At 63.5% G+C, this 19539-nt stretch carries 17 protein-coding genes; 8 read left to right on the forward strand and 9 right to left on the reverse strand.

The annotated features are described in order from the left end of the window. Position 1 precedes the first annotated feature (1 nt). Positions 2-853, forward strand: a complete 852-nt coding sequence (locus QWI18_RS08090) for a GNAT family N-acetyltransferase (RefSeq protein WP_369318589.1) — start codon at positions 2-4, stop codon at positions 851-853. A gap of 21 nt (positions 854-874) precedes the next feature. Next, positions 875-1588, forward strand: a complete 714-nt coding sequence (locus QWI18_RS08095) for a cupin domain-containing protein (RefSeq protein WP_369318590.1) — start codon at positions 875-877, stop codon at positions 1586-1588. 642 nt (positions 1589-2230) lie between these two features. Here the strand turns inward: QWI18_RS08095 and QWI18_RS08100 are convergent. Further along, positions 2231-3115: a LysR family transcriptional regulator gene (locus QWI18_RS08100; RefSeq protein ID WP_369318591.1), complete on the reverse strand. Its 885-nt coding sequence runs from the start codon at positions 3113-3115 to the stop codon at positions 2231-2233. A 95-nt stretch (positions 3116-3210) separates the two neighbouring features. Here QWI18_RS08100 and QWI18_RS08105 point away from each other — a divergent pair, with 95 nt between their 5' ends. The 5 genes from QWI18_RS08105 (at position 3211) to QWI18_RS08125 (ending at position 9019) form a co-directional block, all read left to right on the forward strand. Beyond that, complete coding sequence (locus QWI18_RS08105) at positions 3211-4356, forward strand: DSD1 family PLP-dependent enzyme (protein ID WP_192135796.1); 1146 nt, start codon at positions 3211-3213, stop codon at positions 4354-4356. Continuing rightward, entirely contained in the window at positions 4346-4780 is a 435-nt protein-coding gene (locus QWI18_RS08110) for a RidA family protein (RefSeq protein WP_369318592.1), read from the forward strand. Before QWI18_RS08105 ends, QWI18_RS08110 begins: the two co-directional genes overlap by 11 nt. Then, complete coding sequence (locus QWI18_RS08115) at positions 4777-5958, forward strand: FAD-binding oxidoreductase (RefSeq protein WP_065986151.1); 1182 nt, start codon at positions 4777-4779, stop codon at positions 5956-5958. Before QWI18_RS08110 ends, QWI18_RS08115 begins: the two co-directional genes overlap by 4 nt. Next, the gene (locus QWI18_RS08120) at positions 5955-6800 is read left to right on the forward strand and encodes a GNAT family N-acetyltransferase (RefSeq protein ID WP_369318593.1); all 846 of its coding nucleotides are present in this window, start codon (positions 5955-5957) and stop codon (positions 6798-6800) included. Before QWI18_RS08115 ends, QWI18_RS08120 begins: the two co-directional genes overlap by 4 nt. A gap of 755 nt (positions 6801-7555) precedes the next feature. Next, positions 7556-9019, forward strand: a complete 1464-nt coding sequence (locus tag QWI18_RS08125) for an aldehyde dehydrogenase family protein (protein WP_369318594.1) — start codon at positions 7556-7558, stop codon at positions 9017-9019. Positions 9020-9257: 238 nt separating this feature from the next. Here QWI18_RS08125 and pepN read toward each other — a convergent pair whose 3' ends face one another. From pepN to QWI18_RS08155, 6 genes are read right to left on the reverse strand one after another with little or no spacing between them, the layout of a single operon-like run. Further along, complete coding sequence (gene pepN, locus QWI18_RS08130; protein ID WP_369318595.1) at positions 9258-11954, reverse strand: aminopeptidase N; 2697 nt, start codon at positions 11952-11954, stop codon at positions 9258-9260. A gap of 29 nt (positions 11955-11983) precedes the next feature. After that, positions 11984-12814 carry a DUF2797 domain-containing protein gene (locus tag QWI18_RS08135; RefSeq protein ID WP_192135784.1) on the reverse strand — a complete coding sequence of 277 codons (831 nt, stop codon included), beginning with the start codon at positions 12812-12814 and terminating at the stop codon, positions 11984-11986. Further along, positions 12811-13071 carry a YeaC family protein gene (locus tag QWI18_RS08140; RefSeq protein ID WP_074888021.1) on the reverse strand — a complete coding sequence of 87 codons (261 nt, stop codon included), beginning with the start codon at positions 13069-13071 and terminating at the stop codon, positions 12811-12813. Before QWI18_RS08140 ends, QWI18_RS08135 begins: the two co-directional genes overlap by 4 nt. A gap of 29 nt (positions 13072-13100) precedes the next feature. Continuing rightward, positions 13101-13973, reverse strand: coding sequence for a rhomboid family intramembrane serine protease (locus tag QWI18_RS08145; protein WP_296308699.1), 873 nt, complete (start codon positions 13971-13973; stop codon positions 13101-13103). After that, a complete protein-coding gene (locus QWI18_RS08150; protein WP_192135774.1) occupies positions 13970-14941 on the reverse strand; it encodes a metallophosphoesterase in 972 nt (323 codons plus the stop codon). Before QWI18_RS08150 ends, QWI18_RS08145 begins: the two co-directional genes overlap by 4 nt. Continuing rightward, positions 14941-15831, reverse strand: a complete 891-nt coding sequence (locus QWI18_RS08155) for an NAD(+) kinase (RefSeq protein ID WP_037011709.1) — start codon at positions 15829-15831, stop codon at positions 14941-14943. Before QWI18_RS08155 ends, QWI18_RS08150 begins: the two co-directional genes overlap by 1 nt. 187 nt (positions 15832-16018) lie before the next feature. Between QWI18_RS08155 and QWI18_RS08160 the strand changes: the two genes are divergently transcribed. Continuing rightward, positions 16019-17005 carry a DUF1853 family protein gene (locus QWI18_RS08160; protein ID WP_369318596.1) on the forward strand — a complete coding sequence of 329 codons (987 nt, stop codon included), beginning with the start codon at positions 16019-16021 and terminating at the stop codon, positions 17003-17005. Here QWI18_RS08160 and QWI18_RS08165 read toward each other — a convergent pair. Next, positions 16968-18251, reverse strand: coding sequence for an arsenical efflux pump membrane protein ArsB (locus QWI18_RS08165; protein WP_192135770.1), 1284 nt, complete (start codon positions 18249-18251; stop codon positions 16968-16970). The genes QWI18_RS08160 and QWI18_RS08165 overlap by 38 nt on opposite strands. Further along, positions 18245-19396, reverse strand: coding sequence for an MFS transporter (locus QWI18_RS08170; protein ID WP_369318696.1), 1152 nt, complete (start codon positions 19394-19396; stop codon positions 18245-18247). The genes QWI18_RS08165 and QWI18_RS08170 overlap by 7 nt, the downstream gene beginning before the upstream one ends. Positions 19397-19539 lie beyond the last annotated feature (143 nt).

Genomic DNA, 19539 nt, shown 5'->3' on the forward strand with positions numbered 1-19539 from the left:
CATGTCCGCCCTGCCACACCCTTCTTATACCTACCGCTCCATGACCGTGGCCGACCTGACCGCCGCCCATGACCTGTCGGTGCAACTGAAATGGCCCCATCGCCTGGACGACTGGGCAATGTTGCACCGGGTCAGCGACGGTTTCGTGGTCATGGATGGCAAACGCCTGATTGGCAGCGCCTTTGTCTGCCCTCAAGGTGATTTCGCCACCATCGGCCTGGTGATCGTCAGCAACGATTATCAGGGCCAGGGCATTGGACGCCGCTTGATGGAGAGGGCCCTCGCCGCGTGCGAGCCGCGCACGCCGATCCTCAATGCCACCGTCGCCGGCAAGCCGTTGTATGCCAGCCAGGGTTTTGTTGAGTTTGGTCGGGTGCAGCAGCATCAGGGCCAGGCGCAGGTGCCGGCGCTTGATGAGCTGGCCGACGGCGAAATCTGCCGAGCCCTCGGCGCTGACGATCAGACCGCCCTGCTCAACCTCGCCAGGAGCGCCAGCGGCCTCGACCGCCGCGATGTGTTGCGTGACCTGCAAGTCGAGCACGCCATGGGCATCGAGCGTGACGGTCAGCTGCGCGGTTTCGCCCTGCTGCGGCCATTCGGGCGCGGGCGCTGCATCGGGCCGGTGGTGGCGGAAAACATCCAGCAGGCCAAGCACCTGATCGGTGTGTTGCTTGCGCAGGTGCCGGACACCTTTGTGCGCATCGACATCCCCGTGTCCTGCGGCCTGAGCGACTGGCTCGAAGCCGCGGGCCTGAAGAACGTCGACACCGTGGTGCAGATGGCGCGGGGCACCGCGCCCGAGGCCAGCCAGGGCGTCCAACCTTTTGCGCTGATCACCCAGGCGATCGGCTGACTTTGCTACGGAGCGTTAACCATGTCATCTCCCGGTATTTTGCTGTTGGCGCGCGCTGATGGCAGCGGCGTTGCGACGTCTTTCAACACGGCGCCGTTGGGCGCGCTTGATCCCTTTGCCGAGGCACGACAGGTGGCGTGGCGCGGTGATGACGGGGTGTCGGCCGGGCTGGTGCGGCTCACCGGCGATGCGTTGATCGAAGACTTCCCCTACAGCGAGACGCTGGTGGTGCACGCGGGGCATGTGGTGTTGAGCAGCGCGGAGCAGACGCTGGAGTTGGGCGTCGGCGCGAGTGCGGTGATTGGCCGTGGCAGTCGGGTGGCGGTGCATGCGAGCAGTGGCAGTGAGTGGGCGTTTTGTGCGGTGGATGTGGAGAACGCCCCTGCGCGGCCCGGTTTGACGCTGTTGCCGGCGCATTTGTGGCTGGAGCCGTCTGCGACGCTGGAACCGCCGATTTTGATCGGGCCTGCGCCGCAGTGTCGGGCGTTGAGTCTGTTCGAGGATGAGGTGACGGCGCTGAAGGTGGGGATTTGGGATTCGACGCCTTATCAGCGCCATGGTCGTGCGCATCGGTTGCATGAGTTGATGCATCTGTTGGAGGGGAGCGTGACGCTGGCCGATGGTGAGGGGGGTGAGGTGACGATTCATCCGGGGGATACGGTGTTCGTGGTGAAGGGGGCGTTTTGTGCGTGGACGAGTACGGTTTACGTTCGCAAGGTCTATGCGGTGAAGTGACCTCGGCGGTCTTTGGAGCAAGATCAAGATCAAGATCAAGGGCGTCTGCCTAGGGGCAGACTGTTTCGCCTTCGGCGAGTTACTTGGAAAAGCACCCCAAGTAACCAAGGGTGCTTGCTCCTGGTTTGGCTCCTCCTGCGTCGGAGTACCCTCACTCCGACGACGCTCCGTGGGCCCGCGCCGAACGGACATCCATGTCCCGACGGCGCTCTCGCCGCATCCATGCGGCTCGGCCCACTGCGCGTCGTCTGCGTTCAGACTGCACCCAAGTCGCGATTGGTGTCGTCTGGGCTTTTTGCGTATGAAGATCAAAAGCGCGCTTACGCTTGGTAGGACCGGCTTTAGCCGGGAAGCCTTTGATCTTGATCGTTCCCACGCTCTGCGTGGGAATGCATCCCATGACGCTCCGCGTCACCGCTCTGGCTGAAAGAACGCCCACTCATTGTTGACCGGCTTCAGCCGGGAAGAGGCCAGTCTGGACGCCATCAATTGTGCGGTGTAACGCCTGACGCCTTCCCGGCTGAAGCCGGTCCTACTGCGCGCGCAGTGTGTTTTGTGTGGGACCGGCTTTAGCCGGGAAGAGGCCAGTCCCAGCGCCGAGGATGTTGCGGCATGACGCCTGATCCCCGATCAAACCGACGCTCACACCTTCAACGCATCTTCCAGAAACGCCACCAACGCTTGCACCCTGGGGCTGCGGAGTTTGCGGGAGGGTACGAGGAGGTTGACGGGGGCGCTGTCGAAGTTCCAGTCGGCGAGGACGCGGACGAGGTTGCCGCTGGCGATGGCGTCGCTGACGTCCCATTGCGAGCGCAGCACCAGGCCCAGGCCTTGTTCGGCCCAGCGGCGGGCGACGCTGCCGTCGTTGGTGAGCAGGGCCGGTTCGACGCGCAGGGTTTTTCGGGCGGGGCCTTTGCGCAGGTGCCAGAGGGTGACGTCTTCGTCGTTTTCACGGATGCAGATGCAGCGATGGGCGCTGAGCTGGTCCGGCGTGGTCGGCTCGCCGTGTTCGTGCAGGTAGGCCGGGCTTGCGCACAGCCAGCGTTCGTTCGGTGAGAGTGGCCGCGCGGTCCACAGGCTGTCGTTGAGGTGGCCGATGTGGATCACGGCGTCGCTGTCGTGCCGATCCGGCCAAGGGGTTTCGCGCAGGTCGAGGTGCAGGCACAGCTGCGGATGCAGCCGGATGAAGCGCGCCAGCAGCGGTGCCAGTCGCTGTCGTCCGAAACCGAAGGGCGCCGCCAGCCGCAGCGTGCCCACCAGCCTTTCGTCCTTTTGCCGGAAGGATTCCGGGAGCGCTTCCAGCTGCTCCAGCAACAGCGCGCTTTCCCGGGAGAAGCGTTCGCCATCGGCGGTCAGGCTCAGGCGGCGGGCGTCGCGGTTGGCCAGGGTCAGGCCCAGCAGGGTCTCCAGTTTACGCAGGCGCATGGACAGCGCCGGGGGCGAAACATTGAGGGCTCTGGCCGCCGCACTCAAGGACTCCGCACGGCTCAGGGCGACCGCCAGGCGCAGGTCTTCGATGGAGATCATTCACTTTTACTTAATGATTGATGAGACTGGATTGAACCACACCTTAACGACAGCTGAGTAGAGTCCACCCTGTCCCTCGCCACCCGAGTTCCGTCATGTCTACGCCGATTGCCTCTCTCGACACGCCCGCCGCGCTGGTAGACGTCCCGCGCATGCAGCGCAACATCCAGCGCATGCAGCAACGCATGGACAGTCTCGGCGTGCGCTTGCGTCCCCACGTCAAGACCAGTAAATGCCTGCCGGTGATTCAGGCGCAGATCGCTGCGGGTGCCAGCGGCGTGACAGTGTCCACCCTGAAGGAAGCCGAACACTGTTTTAACCAGGGCATTGGCGATGTGCTGTATGCGGTCGCCATCGCTCCGGGCAAATTGTTCCAGGCGCTGGCGTTGCGGCGCGCCGGTTGCAACCTGAGCGTGCTCACCGACAGCGTTCAGGGCGCACAGGCTATCGTCGCCTTTGCGCGTGAGCACGACGAATCCAACCCCGTCTGGCCCGTCTGGATCGAGGTCGACTGTGACGGCCATCGCTCGGGCCTCGCCGCTGAAGACCCGGCACTCATCGAAGTCGCGCGCATCCTCAGCGAGGGTGGCGTGCAACTGCGCGGCGTGATGACCCACGCCGGTTCCAGCTACGACCTCGACAACCCCGAAGCCCTGCAGGCCCTCGCCGAGCAGGAGCGCGCCCTCTGCGTCCGCGCCGCTCAACGCATCCGTGAAGCCGGGATCGACTGCCCGGACGTCAGCATCGGCTCCACGCCCACCGCGCTATCAGCTCTGCGCTTGGACGGCGTGACCGAGGTGCGTGCCGGCGTGTATGTGTTCTTCGATCTGGTCATGCACAACATCGGCGTCTGCCAGGCCGACGAGTTGGCCCTGAGCGTGCTGACCACGGTGATCGGCCATCAGCAGGACAAGGGCTGGATCATCACCGACGCCGGCTGGATGGCCATGAGTCGTGATCGCGGCACCCAGCGTCAGCGCCACGACTTCGGTTACGGCCAGGTGTGCAGCGAAGCGGGGGAATGGATCGAAGGGGCGTTGGTTACCGGCGCCAATCAGGAGCACGGGATCATTACCCTGGGTGGCGACGACAGTGCCGACCTCGCCGCGCGCTTCCCTATCGGCAGCCGGCTGCGCATTCTGCCCAACCACGCCTGCGCCACCGGTGCGCAGTTTCCGGACTATCACGCCCTCGACGCGGACGGCGCGGTGCACACCTGGGGTCGTCTGCATGGCTGGTGATCTCGACATTATTCACACGGCCGACGCAGCAGCGCCGGGCGGGCACTATTCCCAGGCCGTGGCCTACGGAGGCGTGGTCTACGTGTCCGGGCAATTGCCGGTACGCGCCAATGGCGAGCACAGCGCCGACCAACCGTTCGAGGTGCAGGCCTCCATTGCCCTCGACAACCTGGTCGCGATCCTCCGGGAAGCGGGCCTGGGCCCAAGCGATTTGCTGAAAGTCACGGTCTACGTGGTGGGCATTGAACACTGGCCGGCCTTTGACCGACTCTACGCGCAGTACCTGGGCCAGCATCGGCCCGCCCGCGCCGTGGTGCCGGTCCCGGTTTTGCATCACGGTTACCTGATTGAAATCGAAGCGGTCGCCCGTGACCCACGGCACCGCGACCTGGAAGCCCGGGGCGTACAAGAGGAGTCTTCATGAACCCGCAAAAAAGCGATGTGCTGGTCATTGGCGGCGGCGTCATGGGCGCCTCGTCGACGTTTTTCCTGCAGCGGCGCGGCCGCTCGGTGACGCTGCTGGAGCGCGACCAGATCGGTCAGTACGCCAGCGGCGTGAACTTCGGCAATGTGCGGCGGCAAGGGCGCTATCTGGGCCAGCTCGAACTGGCGAACCGGTCGTGGGGTTTGTGGAAACGCTTGCCGGAGCTGATCGACGATGACCTGGAATTCATCCCCAGCGGGCACATGCGTGTGTGTTACCGCGAGGACGAAATCGCCGAGCTGGAGGCTTACGCCGCGGCCCCGGAAGCCGAGCAGCTGGACCTGAAAATCTATCGCGGCGCCGAGTTGCACACGCGATTTCCTTTTCTTGGCGCAGAGGTCAAGGGCGGTTCCTACGCGCCCCACGACGGTCACGCCAATCCGCGTCTGGCGGCACCCGCCTTTGCCCGCGCGGCCCGACGCCTCGGCGCACGCATCGAAGAACGCACCGAAGTCGCCGACGTGCAAAAAGTCGGCGGACAGTTCCACGTCACCACCACCGACGGGCAATTGTTCGTCGCCGAGCAGCTGTTGATCACCGCCGGCGCGTGGGCGACCAAGCTGTCTCAACAGTTCGATGAGCCCGTGCCCCTGGAGCCGAACGGCCCGCAGATGTCGGTGACGGAGCCTGTGCCCTACGCCTTGCCGACGGTGATCGGCGTGTTCACCAAGATCAAGGAAGAGGTGATCTACTTCCGGCAGATTCCCCGCGGCAATATCATCATCGGTGGCGGCGCCCGCTGCGCGCCGGACATGGTCAACCGTCGGGCATTTTTCAAGCCTGAAAGCCTGCTCAACCAGATGCGCCAGATGAAGCGGCTGGTGCCCGGCGCCGAGAAACTCAACATCATCCGCACCTGGAGCGGCATCGAAAGCTACACGCCGGACTCGCTGCCGGTGATGGGCCCCAGCGGCATGGTGGACGGGCTGTTTTACGCCTTCGGCTTCTGCGGCCATGGCTTTCAGCTCGGCCCCGGGGTCGGCGACGTGATGGCCGAACTGATCAGCACCGGCAGCACCAGCACGTCCATCAGCCCCTTCGACATCCGCCGGTTTACTCAGCCATCACTCGTACCGCAATTGGCGACCAGCCTTCTCAGCACAGGAAAACTCATATGAGCGACGCCTACGTTTACCGCACGGCCAAAGCGGAGGATATGCCCGCCGCCCACGCGCTCTCGGTGCAGTTGAAGTGGCCCCATCGCGAGGAAGACTGGGCAATGGTGCAGCGCACGTCCGAGGGTTTTGTCGCTGAACACGAGGGTCAGTTGGTGGGCGTGGCGTTCGCCTGCCATCAGGGGGCTTATTCCTCGATCGGGTTGGTGATCGTCAGTGATCAGCACCAGAGCAAAGGCCTTGGCCGGCAGTTGATGAACCTGTGCCTGGACGCCGCCGCGCCGCGCACGCCGATCCTCAACGCGACTGAATCAGGGGCGCCGCTGTACGTGAGCATGGGCTTCGTCGAATACGCGCGCATTCAGCAGCATCAAGGCGTGCCGCACATGCCGCCGGTTCTGGCTGCGACGGGAGACGCGTTGTGTCGTGAGGTGACGCAGGCCGAATACCCGCAGGTGATTGAACTGGCCAGTGCCGGCAGCGGGCTGGACCGCACGGCGGTGCTCAACGATCTGCTGCCGACGGCGGAGTGCGTGGTGGCCGTTGAGGTGCAAGGGCAACTGAAGGGATGCGCCCTGCTCCGCCAGTTTGGTCGCGGGCATCTCATTGGGCCGGTGGTCGCGCAGGATCTGGCGCAGGCAAAACAGATGATCACGCACCTGCTGGGCCTGATCCCCGGCGCGTTTGTGCGCTTCGACATTTTGGCTGATTGCGGGCTGGTGGACTGGCTGGAGGGGATGGCGCTGCCGTGCGTCGATCGCGCGCCCCGCATGGTGCTGGGTGAGCCGCCGGAGTCACGGGATGGCATTGCCCAGTTTGCGATGGTGACCCAGGCGATTGGGTGAACGTTGCCAGGCACGCCGCGATGGGTAGGACCGGCTTCAGCCGGGAAAGCGTCAGGCGTCACGCCGCGAAATTGATGGCGCTCGCACTGGCCTCTTCCCGGCTAAAGCCAGTCCCACTAGTTGAACGCGGTCGGCCTGTAGGACCGGCTTCAGCCGGGAAAGCGTCGGGCGTCACACCGCAAATTTGATGGCGTTCACACTGGCCTCTTCCCGGCTGAAGCCGGTCCTACAAAAACAGACCGCATGCATCCCGCCAATCAGGCAGCGTACGCAATCCCCTGTGGGACCGGCTTTAGCCGGGAAAGCGTCAGGCGCAACACCGCAAATTTGATGGCGCTCGCACTGGCCTCTTCCCGGCTAAAGCCGGTCCTACAAAAACAGACCGCATGCATCTCGCCAATCAGGCAGCGTACGCAATCCCCTGTAGGACCGGCTTCAGCCGGGAAAACGTCAAGCGTCACGCCGCGAAATTGTGGGTGCTCATGCGGGCCTCTTCCCGGCTGAAGCCGGTCCTACAAAAACATATCGCGTGCATTCAGGGTATCCGGCATGACCTCGACTGTAGGACTGGCTTTAGCCGGGAAGACGTCAGGTGTCACACCGCAAAACGGATGGCGTGGACCCCGGCGGATTCAGCAGATTCTCCCTTGCAGACCGCAACTACGGCATCTTTTGCCTGGGCCGGTTTGTTAGCGTATCGAGACGTCAGGACTCGCTGTTCGCAGCCCTTATCACCGCTCCAGGGAGCTAGCTGGATGACCTCACACCCTTCAAACACCCACGGCATCGAGCTGCATAACGCCGGGCAGTTTTACATCAACGGCGAGTGGACTTCCCCCGCGGTTCCGGCCCTTCTGCCGGTGGTCAATCCCGCCACTGAAGAGGTGGTCGCCGAGGTCGCGCGGGGGTCGGCGGAGGACGTTGATCGGGCCGTCGCAGCAGCGCGTGCCGCCTTCCCTGGCTGGTCAGCAACGCCGGTCAAAGAACGCGCAGCGATCCTGAGCAAAATCCACGCATTGATCCTTGAGCGCACAGAGCCCCTCGCCCAAGTCCTCTCACTGGAGATGGGCGCGGCCATCAGTTTCTCCCGCGCCATGCAGGTGCCACTTGCCGCCGAACACGTGCGGGTTGCCCGGGATCTGCTCTCCACTTACCCCTTCAGAACCGTCGAAGGCACCACAGCCATCGAGCGCGAGGCCATCGGCGTTTGCGGTCTGATCACGCCGTGGAACTGGCCGCTGTACCAGATCACTGCCAAAGTCGCGCCGGCCCTCGCCGCCGGCTGCACCGTGGTGTTGAAACCCAGCGAACTGTCGCCGTTAAGCGCCCTGCTGTTCGCCCAACTGGTCCACGACGCCGGCCTGCCCCCCGGCGTGTTCAATCTGGTCAACGGCAGCGGCGCGGACGTCGGCGCCGCCATCGCGGCGCACCCCGACATCGACATGATCTCCATCACCGGCTCGAACCGTGCCGGCGCCCTCGTCGCGCAAGCGGCGGCAGTGACGGTGAAGCGCGTGACCCAGGAACTGGGCGGCAAGTCGCCGAACGTCATGCTGCCTGACGCCGACTTTGCCAAAGTCGTGCCCTTGGGGGTGATGTCGGCCTTGCGCAACGTCGGCCAGTCGTGCAGCGCACCGACCCGCATGATCGTGCCCCGCGCCCGCCTCGCTGAAGTCGAAGCACTGGCGGCCGCCACCGCCAACGCGTTGATCGTCGGTGACCCGCAATCCTCTGAAACCCAGCTCGGTCCGATTGCCAACGAAGCCCAGTTCAGCCGCGTTCAAGCCATGATCCAGGCCGGCATCAGCGAGGGCGCGAAACTGCTGTGCGGCGGGCCGGGCCGCGTGCCGGGGTTTGAAAAGGGTTATTACACCAAGCCGACGGTGTTTTCCGAAGTGGGTTCGGCGATGCGCATCGCCCAGGAGGAAATCTTCGGCCCGGTGCTGTGCATCCTCGCCTATGACTCCATCGACGAAGCCGTGGCCATCGCCAACGACACGGTCTACGGCCTGGGTGCCCACGTGCAGGCGCAGGACCTGGAACTGGGCCGCGCCGTCGCCTCGCGCATTCGCGCCGGGCAAGTCCACCTGAACCACCCGGCGTGGGATCCCATGGCGCCCTTCGGCGGCTACAAGCGCTCGGGCAATGGCCGGGAATACGGCGTGATGGGGTTTGAGGAGTATCTGGAGACCAAGGCGATTATCGGTTTCAACGCCTGATCGCCCGCTCGCCGGAATCATTGGACAACTCGCATTGTGGGACCGGCTTCAGCCGGGAAGGCGTCATTCGTCACACCGCAAAATGGATGGCGCACAAACCGGCTTCTTCCCGGCTAAAGCCAGTCCTACCAAGGTGTCGCGTACAAGACAGCTCCGCAGCCGCTGAAACCATAAATCAGCATCCACAAAAAAAGGGCTGTCCGCGCAAACGGACAGCCCTTTTCAACATCCGCCCGATTTACGCCAGGCTTTTGCTCACCACTTCATACACGTCCGGCGACAGCGGGCCGGAGGCGAGAATGCGCTCCAGTTCCGCTTTCATCAGCGCTTGGCGCGCGCTGTCGTATTTGCGCCAGCGGGTCAGCGGCGCCAGTTGACGGGAGGCGATCTGCGGGTTGAAGCCGTTCAGCTCGATAACCAGATCGGCCAGGAAGCGATAGCCCGAACCGTCCGCCGCGTGGAAGTTGATCAGGTTCTGCCCGGCAAAGGCGCCGATCAGGGCACGCACCTTGTTCGGGTTCTTCATGGTGAACGCCGGGTGCTGCATCAGCGCTTTCACCCGCTTCAAACCGCCCGGCAAGGTGCTGCCGGCCTGCACGCTGAACCACTGATCCATGACCAGCGCGTTGTCCTTGAAGTTCTCGGCAAACACTTCCAGCGCCTTGGCTTTCTCGGCCTCGAACGGCGAGTTCACCAGCACGGCCAGCGCGGTCAGGCGCTCGGTCATGTTGTCGGCGGTGTCGAACTGGTCGATGGCGGCGGCCAGGACTTCCGGCTTGCCGGTCTGCATCAGGTAAGACAGGGCGATGTTCTGCAGCGCACGGCGAGCGAAGTGCTCGGACGCGGCCACGTACGGCGTCTGCTTCGACAGCTCGCGATTGGTCTGGTAACGCTGCCACAGGGCGTCGCTCAGGCTGTCGGCCAATTGCTGGCGGGCAAACTCCCGCGCGGCGTGGATGGCGTCGACGTCAGCCACTTCGCTGATCTCGATCAGATACGCCTCGCCCGGCAGCGAGAGCATTTCCGCGACCATGGCCTGATCCAGACTCTCGTCCGTCAGCACCGTGTGCAGCGCGGTGATCAAACGCTGATCCATGACCAGCGATTCGCCCTTCTGGTGCTGGCCGATCAGGTCCTGCAGCACTTGCACGGACAGTTGCTGACCGGCATCCCAACGGTTGAAGCCATCGCTGTCGTGCTGCATCAGGAACATCAACTGATCGCGGTTGTACGGGAAGCTCAGTTTCACCGGCGCCGAGAACCCGCGCAGCAGCGACGGCAGCGGCTGTTCATCGATGTCGATGAAGGTGAAGGTCTGCTCGGCTTCGATCACCGAGAGCACGCGGGAGGTGTTCACCGCCGGTGCCTCGCCGTGCAGGCGCAGAGGGAGTTCCTGACCCTGGGCGTCCAGCAGACCCATGGCGACCGGGATCACGAACGGCAGTTTCTGATCGCCCGGCTGGCCCGGCGTGGTTGGCGTGCTCTGACGGAAGGTCAGGCTGTAGGTTTTCGCGGCAGCGTCGTAGGACTCGCTGACCGCCAGACGCGGCGTGCCGGCCTGGGAGTACCAGCGCTTGAACTGCGTGAAGTCGACACGGTTGGCGTCTTCCATGGCCTTGACGAAGTCGTCGCAGGTCACGGCCTGGCCGTCATGGCGCTCGAAGAAAAGGTCGCTGCCCTTGCGGAATCCTTCCACGCCCAACAGCGTGTGGATCATGCCGACCACTTCCGCGCCCTTCTCGTACACGGTCAGGGTGTAGAAGTTGGAAATCTCGATGAAGCTGTCAGGGCGCACGGCGTGGGCCATGGGGCCGGCGTCTTCGGCGAACTGGTGGGTGCGCAGGTAAGCCACGTCCTGAATGCGCTTGACCGTGGCCGAGTTCATGTCCGCCGAAAAGCCGGAATCACGGAACACCGTGAAGCCTTCCTTTAACGACAGCTGGAACCAGTCGCGGCAGGTGACGCGGTTGCCGGTCCAGTTGTGGAAATATTCGTGGGCGACGATGGCTTCGACGCGCTGGTGGGCGGCATCGGTCGCGGTTTCGGCGCGGGCCAGCACGGCGCTGGAGTTAAAGATGTTGAGGCCCTTGTTCTCCATGGCGCCCATGTTGAAGTCGTTGACGGCGACGATCATGAAGATGTCCAGATCGTATTCGCGGCCGTAGACCTCTTCGTCCCAGCGCATGGACTTCTTCAGGCTGTCCATGGCGTGCTGGCATTTGTCGACGTTTTCCGGCTCGACGAAGATGCGCAGCGTGACCTTGCGCTGGCTCATGGTGATGAAGGTGTCTTCGATGCACCACAAGTCACCGGCCACCAGCGCGAACAGGTAGGCCGGCTTCTTGAACGGGTCTTCCCACGTTGCCCAGTGACGCTGGGTGTCATCGGAGGGGCCGGCGGCGATCAGGTTGCCGTTGGACAGCAGGATCGGGAAGGCCTGCTTGTTGGCGCTGACGGTCGTGGTGAACGTGCTCATCACGTCCGGGCGGTCGAGGTAATAGGTGATCTTGCGGAAGCCCTCGGCCTCGCACTGGGTGCAGAACATGCCGCTGGATTTGTACAGGCCTTCCAGCGCGGTGTTGGTTTCCGGGTGGATCTTCACGGTGGTGTCGAGGGTGAAGGTCTCGGACGTCGGCTGCACGGTGAGGCTGTCGGGGGTCAGCTGGTAGCCGTTCTGTGCAAGGTCGCCCTCGGACAGGTCGACATCCGCCAGCTTCACCGACAGCAGCTCAAGCTGCTGGCCGTCGAGTTCCAGCGGTGGCAAGGCCGCGCCTTGAGCGAGCGCGGCGCGGTCCGGGTTGCGGCGCATCACCAACTGCGCGTGGACCAGCGAGTGGTCGTCGAACAATTCGAACGTCAGGTGGGTCTCGTCAATGAGGTACTCAGGCGCCTGATAATCCTTCAGGTAAATCATTTTCGGCTGGTCTGTGCGCATGCTGTTGTCCCTTCTTCTGCTAATACGGGCTACTGATGCACGGCGAGTTGATACGCCGTGTATTTGCGAATATTGATCACGCCGGTGTCGAAGATCAGGTACTGCCCTTTGACGCCCAACAGGGTGCCTTCGGCGACCGGATTCTTGTCTAGGTTGAAGCTGACGATCTTGGTCGGGTAGGCCTCTACCGGGTATCGGATCTCGATAGGCTCGACATCGTTCATCACCTGAATGGCCTGCAAGCCAAAGCGCATTTGCAGCGCGACCAGGCCTTCGGCGCAGGACTCGAACAGTTGCTGACGAATCGCCGCCAGATCAACCGCCGGTGCGTCGCCCTTGAGCAGCGCGCGCCAGTTGGTGCGGTCGGCCACCTGGCTGCGGAACAGATCTTCCACAAAGCCGGACTGCTGCCGGGTGGCGCAGCGCACGATCGGCAACGCCTGACTGGCGCCCTGGTCCAGCCAGCGCGTTGGCAGCTGGGTGGCGCGGGTGATGCCGACTTTGACCCCCGACGAGTTGGCCAGATAGACCACGTGATCGGTCATGCAGAACTGCTCGCCCCAGGCCGGATCGCGGCAGGTGCCATGCTCGTGATGGCAGCGCTCCGGGCTCATGATGCACAGGTCGCACTGCGCCAGCTTGAGCATGCACGGGTAGCAATAACCCTGGCTGTAGCTGGTTTTGGTGCGCTTGCCGCAATGGCTGCAATGAATCGCACCCAGAAACTCCAGGCGCACGGTCTTGCCGATCAGCGGGTTGACCGGGATCTGTGAATCACCCAGCCGGAACGCATATTCCACCCGCGAAGCCTCAAGCCGCGCGGACATTTTGTTGACGGAGCCTCTGCCGATTTCAATCAATGAATGGAGTCCGATTTGAACAGGATATTGGGTACCGGCGCCGACTTCGACGCGCACTCTTGCGGGCCCATGTAGCCGATGCGCTGGTCCTCGGGCACGTTGCGCACTTCCCAGGCAATCAACGCCTGCAGCGACAGCTCACGTTGTTCCTGGGTCAGCTTGCGGCCGTCGGACCATTTGCCGATTTCCACCGCCAGCTTCAGGCTTTCGTAGACGTCCGGGGTGATGTTTTCGATCATTTCGACAAAAGAGGACATTGGGTTCTCCCAGAATTAAGCGGCCGATTTTAATGTTTGCGGCGGGCCAGTGCACCGCCCACAAGACCTGTAGCACAACCGATGATCAGGCCGCCGACATGGGCGCCGTTGGCGATTTCGCCAAACCCGAGCACTCCGACGACACCGGACAGGCACACCACCAGCCAGATCAGCATCATCCCCAGAACACCGCGTGGTAAACGATACATGGGGTTGGGGGCGAGCAATTGAAAGATCCAGCAATGGCCAAGCAGCCCATACAGTACGCCGGACAGGCCGCCGAACAGACTCGGGCCGCTCCAGAAATACTGGACGTAGTTGGAAAACGCGCTGAACGCCAGGGTCAGGCCGAGCAACTGCCAACTGCCCTGGCGCATTTCGATGCGTCGGCCCAGCTCCCAGAACCACAGCGCGTTCATCACCAGGTGCAGCAGGCCGAAATGAATCAGCATTGGCGTGACAACGCGCCACCACTGCCCCGCTGCCAGGGACGTTTCCACCGGCAAAAAGCTGATGTACTCGCCGTTGACGCGGAAGTCGTTGAAGGTCAGTGAGCTCAGGGCCTCGAAGTTATCGCCGAGCAAGGTCACGCCGGCGACGATCAGGCACAGCAGCAAGATCACGCTGGTGACCGGGCTGTTGCGCACCTGGACCAGCGGACTCGGCCGGCTCACGGCCACCACCTCGCGTCCCGGCGGCAACTGCGCGGTCGGGTCGCCTTCAGGGTATTGCTGATACAACTGACGGACGTCATCGGCCAGTTGCGGCGCATCGGGCACCCACAGCACTTGCTCGCCGGCCTCCTCGCTGACCCGATGGGGCACGTTGAGGCGCCGCAGCAACTCGACGAAACCACTCAGGTCGGTTTGGAGGGGCAAACGCAATACAGCAACCGGACTCATTGACCCATCTCCGGTCGGGTAACGTCGACCCAGACGAACTTGTCCGGGTCGATCTGGGTTTCTTGGTCCAGCCGGTAGGCGACCAGCTTGCCGTAGAGCACGGCGCTGTAGTCGAGGCAGGCCAGATTGGGGCGGATCGGGGCGGGAATGCCGCTGCGCCAGTAGTGGCCGACGAACAACAGCGGTTCATCGGCGCCGTACCGCAGCAGCGCGTTTTTCTCGCTGGGGGACAGCGGCCGCCGCGCCACCGGCTCCGGCAGCGCGTCAGGCTGAAACACCACGTCGCCATAAGTCTGCGGGTCGTCTTCCCAGAACTTGGTGCGGAACGAGCCGCGGGTCAGGCCGTCGCCACCGGTCAGGGTCATGCCGTGGGGCAGGCGCATGTCGGTGCCGCGCAGCAGGCGATCAAACACGGCGCAGGCAAAACTACCGGGCTCCGCCGACGCCTGCACGAAGGCCTGGTCGATGCGACCGTCGCCGTGAACGCTGCGCAACGGCTCGATCAGGCTGGCATCCCAGCAAGCGTGGACCACGCGGAAGCGCTCGGCGTCGATGAACAGCGGCAATTGGTAAAACCATTTGAGGAAGTCGTTCCAGTCACCGGGATGCTGCTCAAACTGCGCCAGGGTTTCGCCCAGCAGACGGGCATGGCGCGGCGTGTGCTCGCGCACCCATTCATGGCCGCTCTCAGGCGGTGCCGGGGTGCTCCAGCCCAGCGCGTTGAATTCATGGTTGCCCATGATGCAGAACGCCTGGCCGGCTTCGACCATGTCACGGACGATGTGCAACGCCTCGCGAATGCGCGGGCCGCGGTCGATGATGTCGCCGAGGAACACGGCGATGCGCTCAGGGTGGCGCCACACGCCGGCCTGGAAGCGGTAACCAAGGGTGTCGAGCAAGTGCTCAAGGGTCTGGGCACAACCATGCACGTCACCGATCAGATCGTAGCCACGCGCGGGATCGAGCATCAGTCGCTCCCGCCGCCAAGCCGACTGCCCCAACCGAGTTTGGTCCGGCAGACTTCGTAGTAGTTGTGGTCGAGGGGGTGAATGAGTCGCAGCTTCTGCGGCTTCTTTTTCACGGTCACGGTGTCACCCGGCGCGCAGGTGAAGTGGTTCTGGCCATCGCAGGAAACCTGTGGGTAGATCGTCATGTCCTTTGAGACAACGATTTTCAGCTCACTGTTTCCGTCGACGACAATCGGCCGGCCGGACAGCGTGTGCGGGTACATCGGCACGATGACGATGGCGTCGAGCTTGGGGTGCATGATCGGCCCGCCCGCCGACAGCGCATAGGCGGTGGAGCCGGTCGGCGTGGCGACGATCAGGCCGTCGGCCTTCTGGCTGCAGACGAACTGGCCGTCGATGTAGATTTCGAATTCGATCATCCGGGTGGATTTGCCGGGGTGCAGCACGACGTCGTTGAGGGCGTCACCCTGACCGATCGCTTCACCGTGACGGCGCACTTCGGCCTGCAGCAGGAAGCGGTTTTCCACCAGATAGTGGCCGTCGAGAACTTCGGCGACTTTGACTTCCAGCTCGTCGGGGCGAATGTCGGTCAGGAAACCCAGGCTGCCGCGGTTGATGCCCAGCACCGGCACATTGTGCTTGGCCAGCGCACGGGCGGCGCCGAGCAGGCTGCCGTCGCCGCCGACGACGATGACCATGTCGCAGACTTCACCGAGCATCTTGCGCGAAGAGGTCTGCAAACCATGCCCCGGCAAGACCTCGGCGATGGCGTCTTCGAGGATCACATGCAGGTGCCGCGATATCAGGAATTTCTTGAGTCGGCGAACGGTCTCCACCACCTGGGTACTGCCCAGGCGACCAATGATGCCGATATTTCGAAATTGCTCCATGGGGCTCCCGCAGGCTTGATGCGTGTAAAGAACGCGATTATGGGCGAAGGGGTCGGGGGCGGCAAATGGGCTCTTTAAGCGCACCCTTCAAGCAGCGCCTTTCAGGCATGCCTGAGCTGACCTGTCGCATCCGACGGCGACGATGAAGCGGTGGCCGCGAGCGCCCATCACCCGCTATCCTGCCTTGATGAATAACCCTTTCCCGACCCTGACCGCCCTGCCCCGTCAGCTGCGTACGCACACCGTACGTGACCTGGCGTGGGTAATCCTGTCGCCGCCCCTGCTGACGGAAACCCAGTGGCCCCAGCGTCACCCGCTCAGCGGCAGTGACTGGGTGCAGCAGCCCGAAGCGCTTGAAGCTTTTTTAACGCAGCTGGACAGAGACGACAGCGCCCTCAACGAATGGCTGGCGAGAAGCTCGACGCGCCGGCTAGGGCTGTATTACGAGCGGCTCTGGCAATTCGCAATCCAGCACGCGCCCGGCGTCGAGCTGCTCGCGGCGAACCTGCCGATTCAGGGCGAAGGCCGCACGCTGGGCGAGCTGGACATGCTGCTGAGGGATAAGGATGGCGTTCACCATATTGAATTGGCGATCAAGCTGTACCTGGGGCAGCAGGATCAGGACGGCGAAAACCCGGCCCACTGGCTCGGCCCCGGCGCCCTCGACCGGCTGGATTTGAAGCTCGCGCACCTGAACCAGCATCAACTGCCCATGTCAGCGCGCCCCGAGAGCAGCGCCGTTCTTGCTGCGCGGGGCGTGGTCACCTTCAGCGCTTCGCTCTGGCTGGGGGGTTATCTGTTTTATCCATGGGCCGGTGCGGGCGCGTCGCCACAAGGGGCACACCCTGAGCATCTGCGGGGACAGTGGCTGCATCAAAAGGACTGGCCGGGCTACGCAGAAAACGCTATGGAGGGCCGCTGGCAATGGCTGCCGCGGCCTGCCTGGCTGGCGCCTTCGCGCTGTGACGCGCCATGGACCCCTCGCCAGCTTAAGGACTGGCTGGAGGCCCTGGACCCGCTCGGGCCGGCGCAACTGCTGGTGCGCCTGACCCGCCATGCCGACGGCCACTGGGAAGAGGCCGAGCGGTTGTTTCTGGTGCCCGACCTGTGGCCGAACCTGCCGGACTCTCGCCGCGTTATAGGCTCAGTCGCAGCACCAGCGCCGCGAGGGTGACCAACAGCACCGGCACGGTCAGCACGATGCCGACGCGGAAGTAATAGCCCCAGCCGATGGTCACGCCCTTCTTCGCCAGCACGTGCAGCCACAACAACGTCGCGAGGCTGCCGATCGGGGTGATTTTCGGGCCCAGGTCGCTGCCGATCACGTTGGCGTAAATCATCGCTTCCTGCAGCAGGCCATGTGCCTGACTGGCCTCGATGGACAACAGGCCGATCAGCACCGTCGGCAGGTTGTTCATTACCGACGACAGCAGCGCCGTCAGCACGCCCGTGCCCATGGCCGCGCCCCACAAACCATGTTCGGCGAAACGATCCAGCCAGGTCGCGAGGTAGTCGGTCAGGCCCTGATTGCGCAGGCCATACACCACCAAGTACATGCCCAGGGAGAAAATCACGATCTGCCACGGCGCGTCTTTCAGCACCTTCCGCGTGGAAATGCGGTGGCCTTTGGCGGCAATGCCCAACAGGATCACGGCGCACACAGCGGAGATCGCACTGATGGGAATTCCCAGCGGCTCCAGGGCGAAGCAGCCCACCAGCAAGATCCCCAGCACCCACCAACCGGTCATGAAGGTCGCGCGGTCCTTGATCGCCGAAGACGGCTCGTCCAGTTGCGAGGCGTCGAAGGTCTTCGGGATGTCGCGGCGAAAGAACAGCATCAGCACCGCCAGGGTGGCGGCAACGCTGACCAGATTCACCGGCACCATCACCGACGCGTAGCGGTTGAAGCCGATGCCGAAATAGTCGGCAGAGACGATGTTGACCAGGTTGGAGACCACCAGCGGCAGGCTCGCGGTGTCGGCGATGAACCCAGCCGCCATCACGAAAGCCAGGGTGGTCGCCGGCGAAAAACGCAGGGCCAGCAGCATCGACATCACGATCGGGGTGAGGATCAGCGCGGCGCCGTCATTGGCGAACAACGCCGACACCAACGCGCCGAGCAGCACGATAAACGCGAACAGCCGCCGGCCCTTGCCGTTGCCCCAACGCGCCACGTGCAGCGCGGCCCAGTTGAAAAACCCGGCCTCGTCGAGCAGCAGGCTGATGATGATCAGCGCAATGAACGTCCCGGTTGCGTTCCAGATAATGTGCCAGACCTGAGGGATGTCACTCAGGTGCACCACCCCGAAAAGCAGCGCGAGGACGGCGCCAAACGTTGCACTCCAGCCGACACCAAGGCCCTTGGGTTGCCATATCACCAGGGTGATGGTGACCAGAAAAATCGCGACGGCTATCAACATCTTTTTGAAGTTCTCGGAAGCAGGATGGCGAGGATGCCTAACAGCGGCAGGTAGGAACACAGCGTGTAGACATAGACGATGCCGTGAAGATCCGCGAGGTGACCCAATAAGGCTGCGCCGATGCCACCGAAGCCGAACATCAGGCCGAAAAAGATGCCAGCGATCATGCCGACGTTGCCCGGCACCAGTTCCTGGGCGTAGACGACGATGGCGGAGAACGCCGAGGCCAGAATGAAACCGATGATCACGCTGAGCACGCTGGTCCAAAACAAGTCAGCGTAAGGCAGCGCGATGGTAAACGGCGCCACGCCCAGAATAGAGAACCAGATTACCGCTTTACGGCCAATGCGATCGCCAATCGGCCCGCCGAAGAATGTGCCCGCCGCCACCGCCGCCAGGAACATGAACAAGTGCAGCTGGGAGCTGGCCACGGACAGCTGGAATTTGTCGATGAGGTAAAAGGTGAAGTAGCTGGTGAAGCTGGCCATGTAGAAATATTTGGAGAACACCAGCAGCGCCAGCACCACCAGCGCGCTGGTCACCCGACGTTTCGACAGCCCGTGGGTCGCTGCTTGCCCGGCCTTGATCTTGAACAGCGCCAGGTGCGCCTTGTACCAGCGGCTGATGGCGTAGAGCAGGCCCACGGAAAACAGCGCCACCAGCCCGAACCAGGCGATGTGGCCCTGACCGAACGGAATGATGATCGCCGCCGCCAGCAGCGGCCCGATGGCGGAACCGCTGTTGCCGCCCACCTGAAAGGTCGATTGCGCCAGACCAAAGCGCCCGCCAGAGGCCAGCCGGGCAATGCGCGAGGCTTCGGGGTGGAATGTCGACGAGCCGATGCCGATCAGGCCCGCGGCGAGCAGGATCAGCGGAAAACTGCCCACGGTCGCGAGCATCATGACGCCGCCCAAAATGCACAACGAACCGACCGGCAGCACCAACGGATTGGGATGGCGATCGGTGTAATAACCGACCCAGGGCTGCAGCAGGGACGCCGTGACCTGAAACGTCAGCGTGATCAAGCCGACCTGGGTAAAGCTCAGGCCGTACGAGGCCTTCAGCATCGGGTAGATCGAGGGCAGGATCGACTGGATCAAGTCATTGAGCAGATGCGCCAGGGCCACCGCACCAATGATGCGCATGACCAAGGGGCTTGATTGCGTAGATTGCGGGGCGGGAACGGGTTGGGTATCGGTCGCGGGCACGGTTGCAGGGCTGGTAACGGCCATCGGGTTCATCCATCGAACGTTGATGCGCCGTGGGACTCGTTACAGAACATGTCAGC

The sequence above is a fragment of the Pseudomonas sp. W2Oct36 genome, from assembly GCF_041060465.1.
In the GTDB taxonomy this organism is placed as follows: domain Bacteria; phylum Pseudomonadota; class Gammaproteobacteria; order Pseudomonadales; family Pseudomonadaceae; genus Aquipseudomonas; species Aquipseudomonas graminis_B.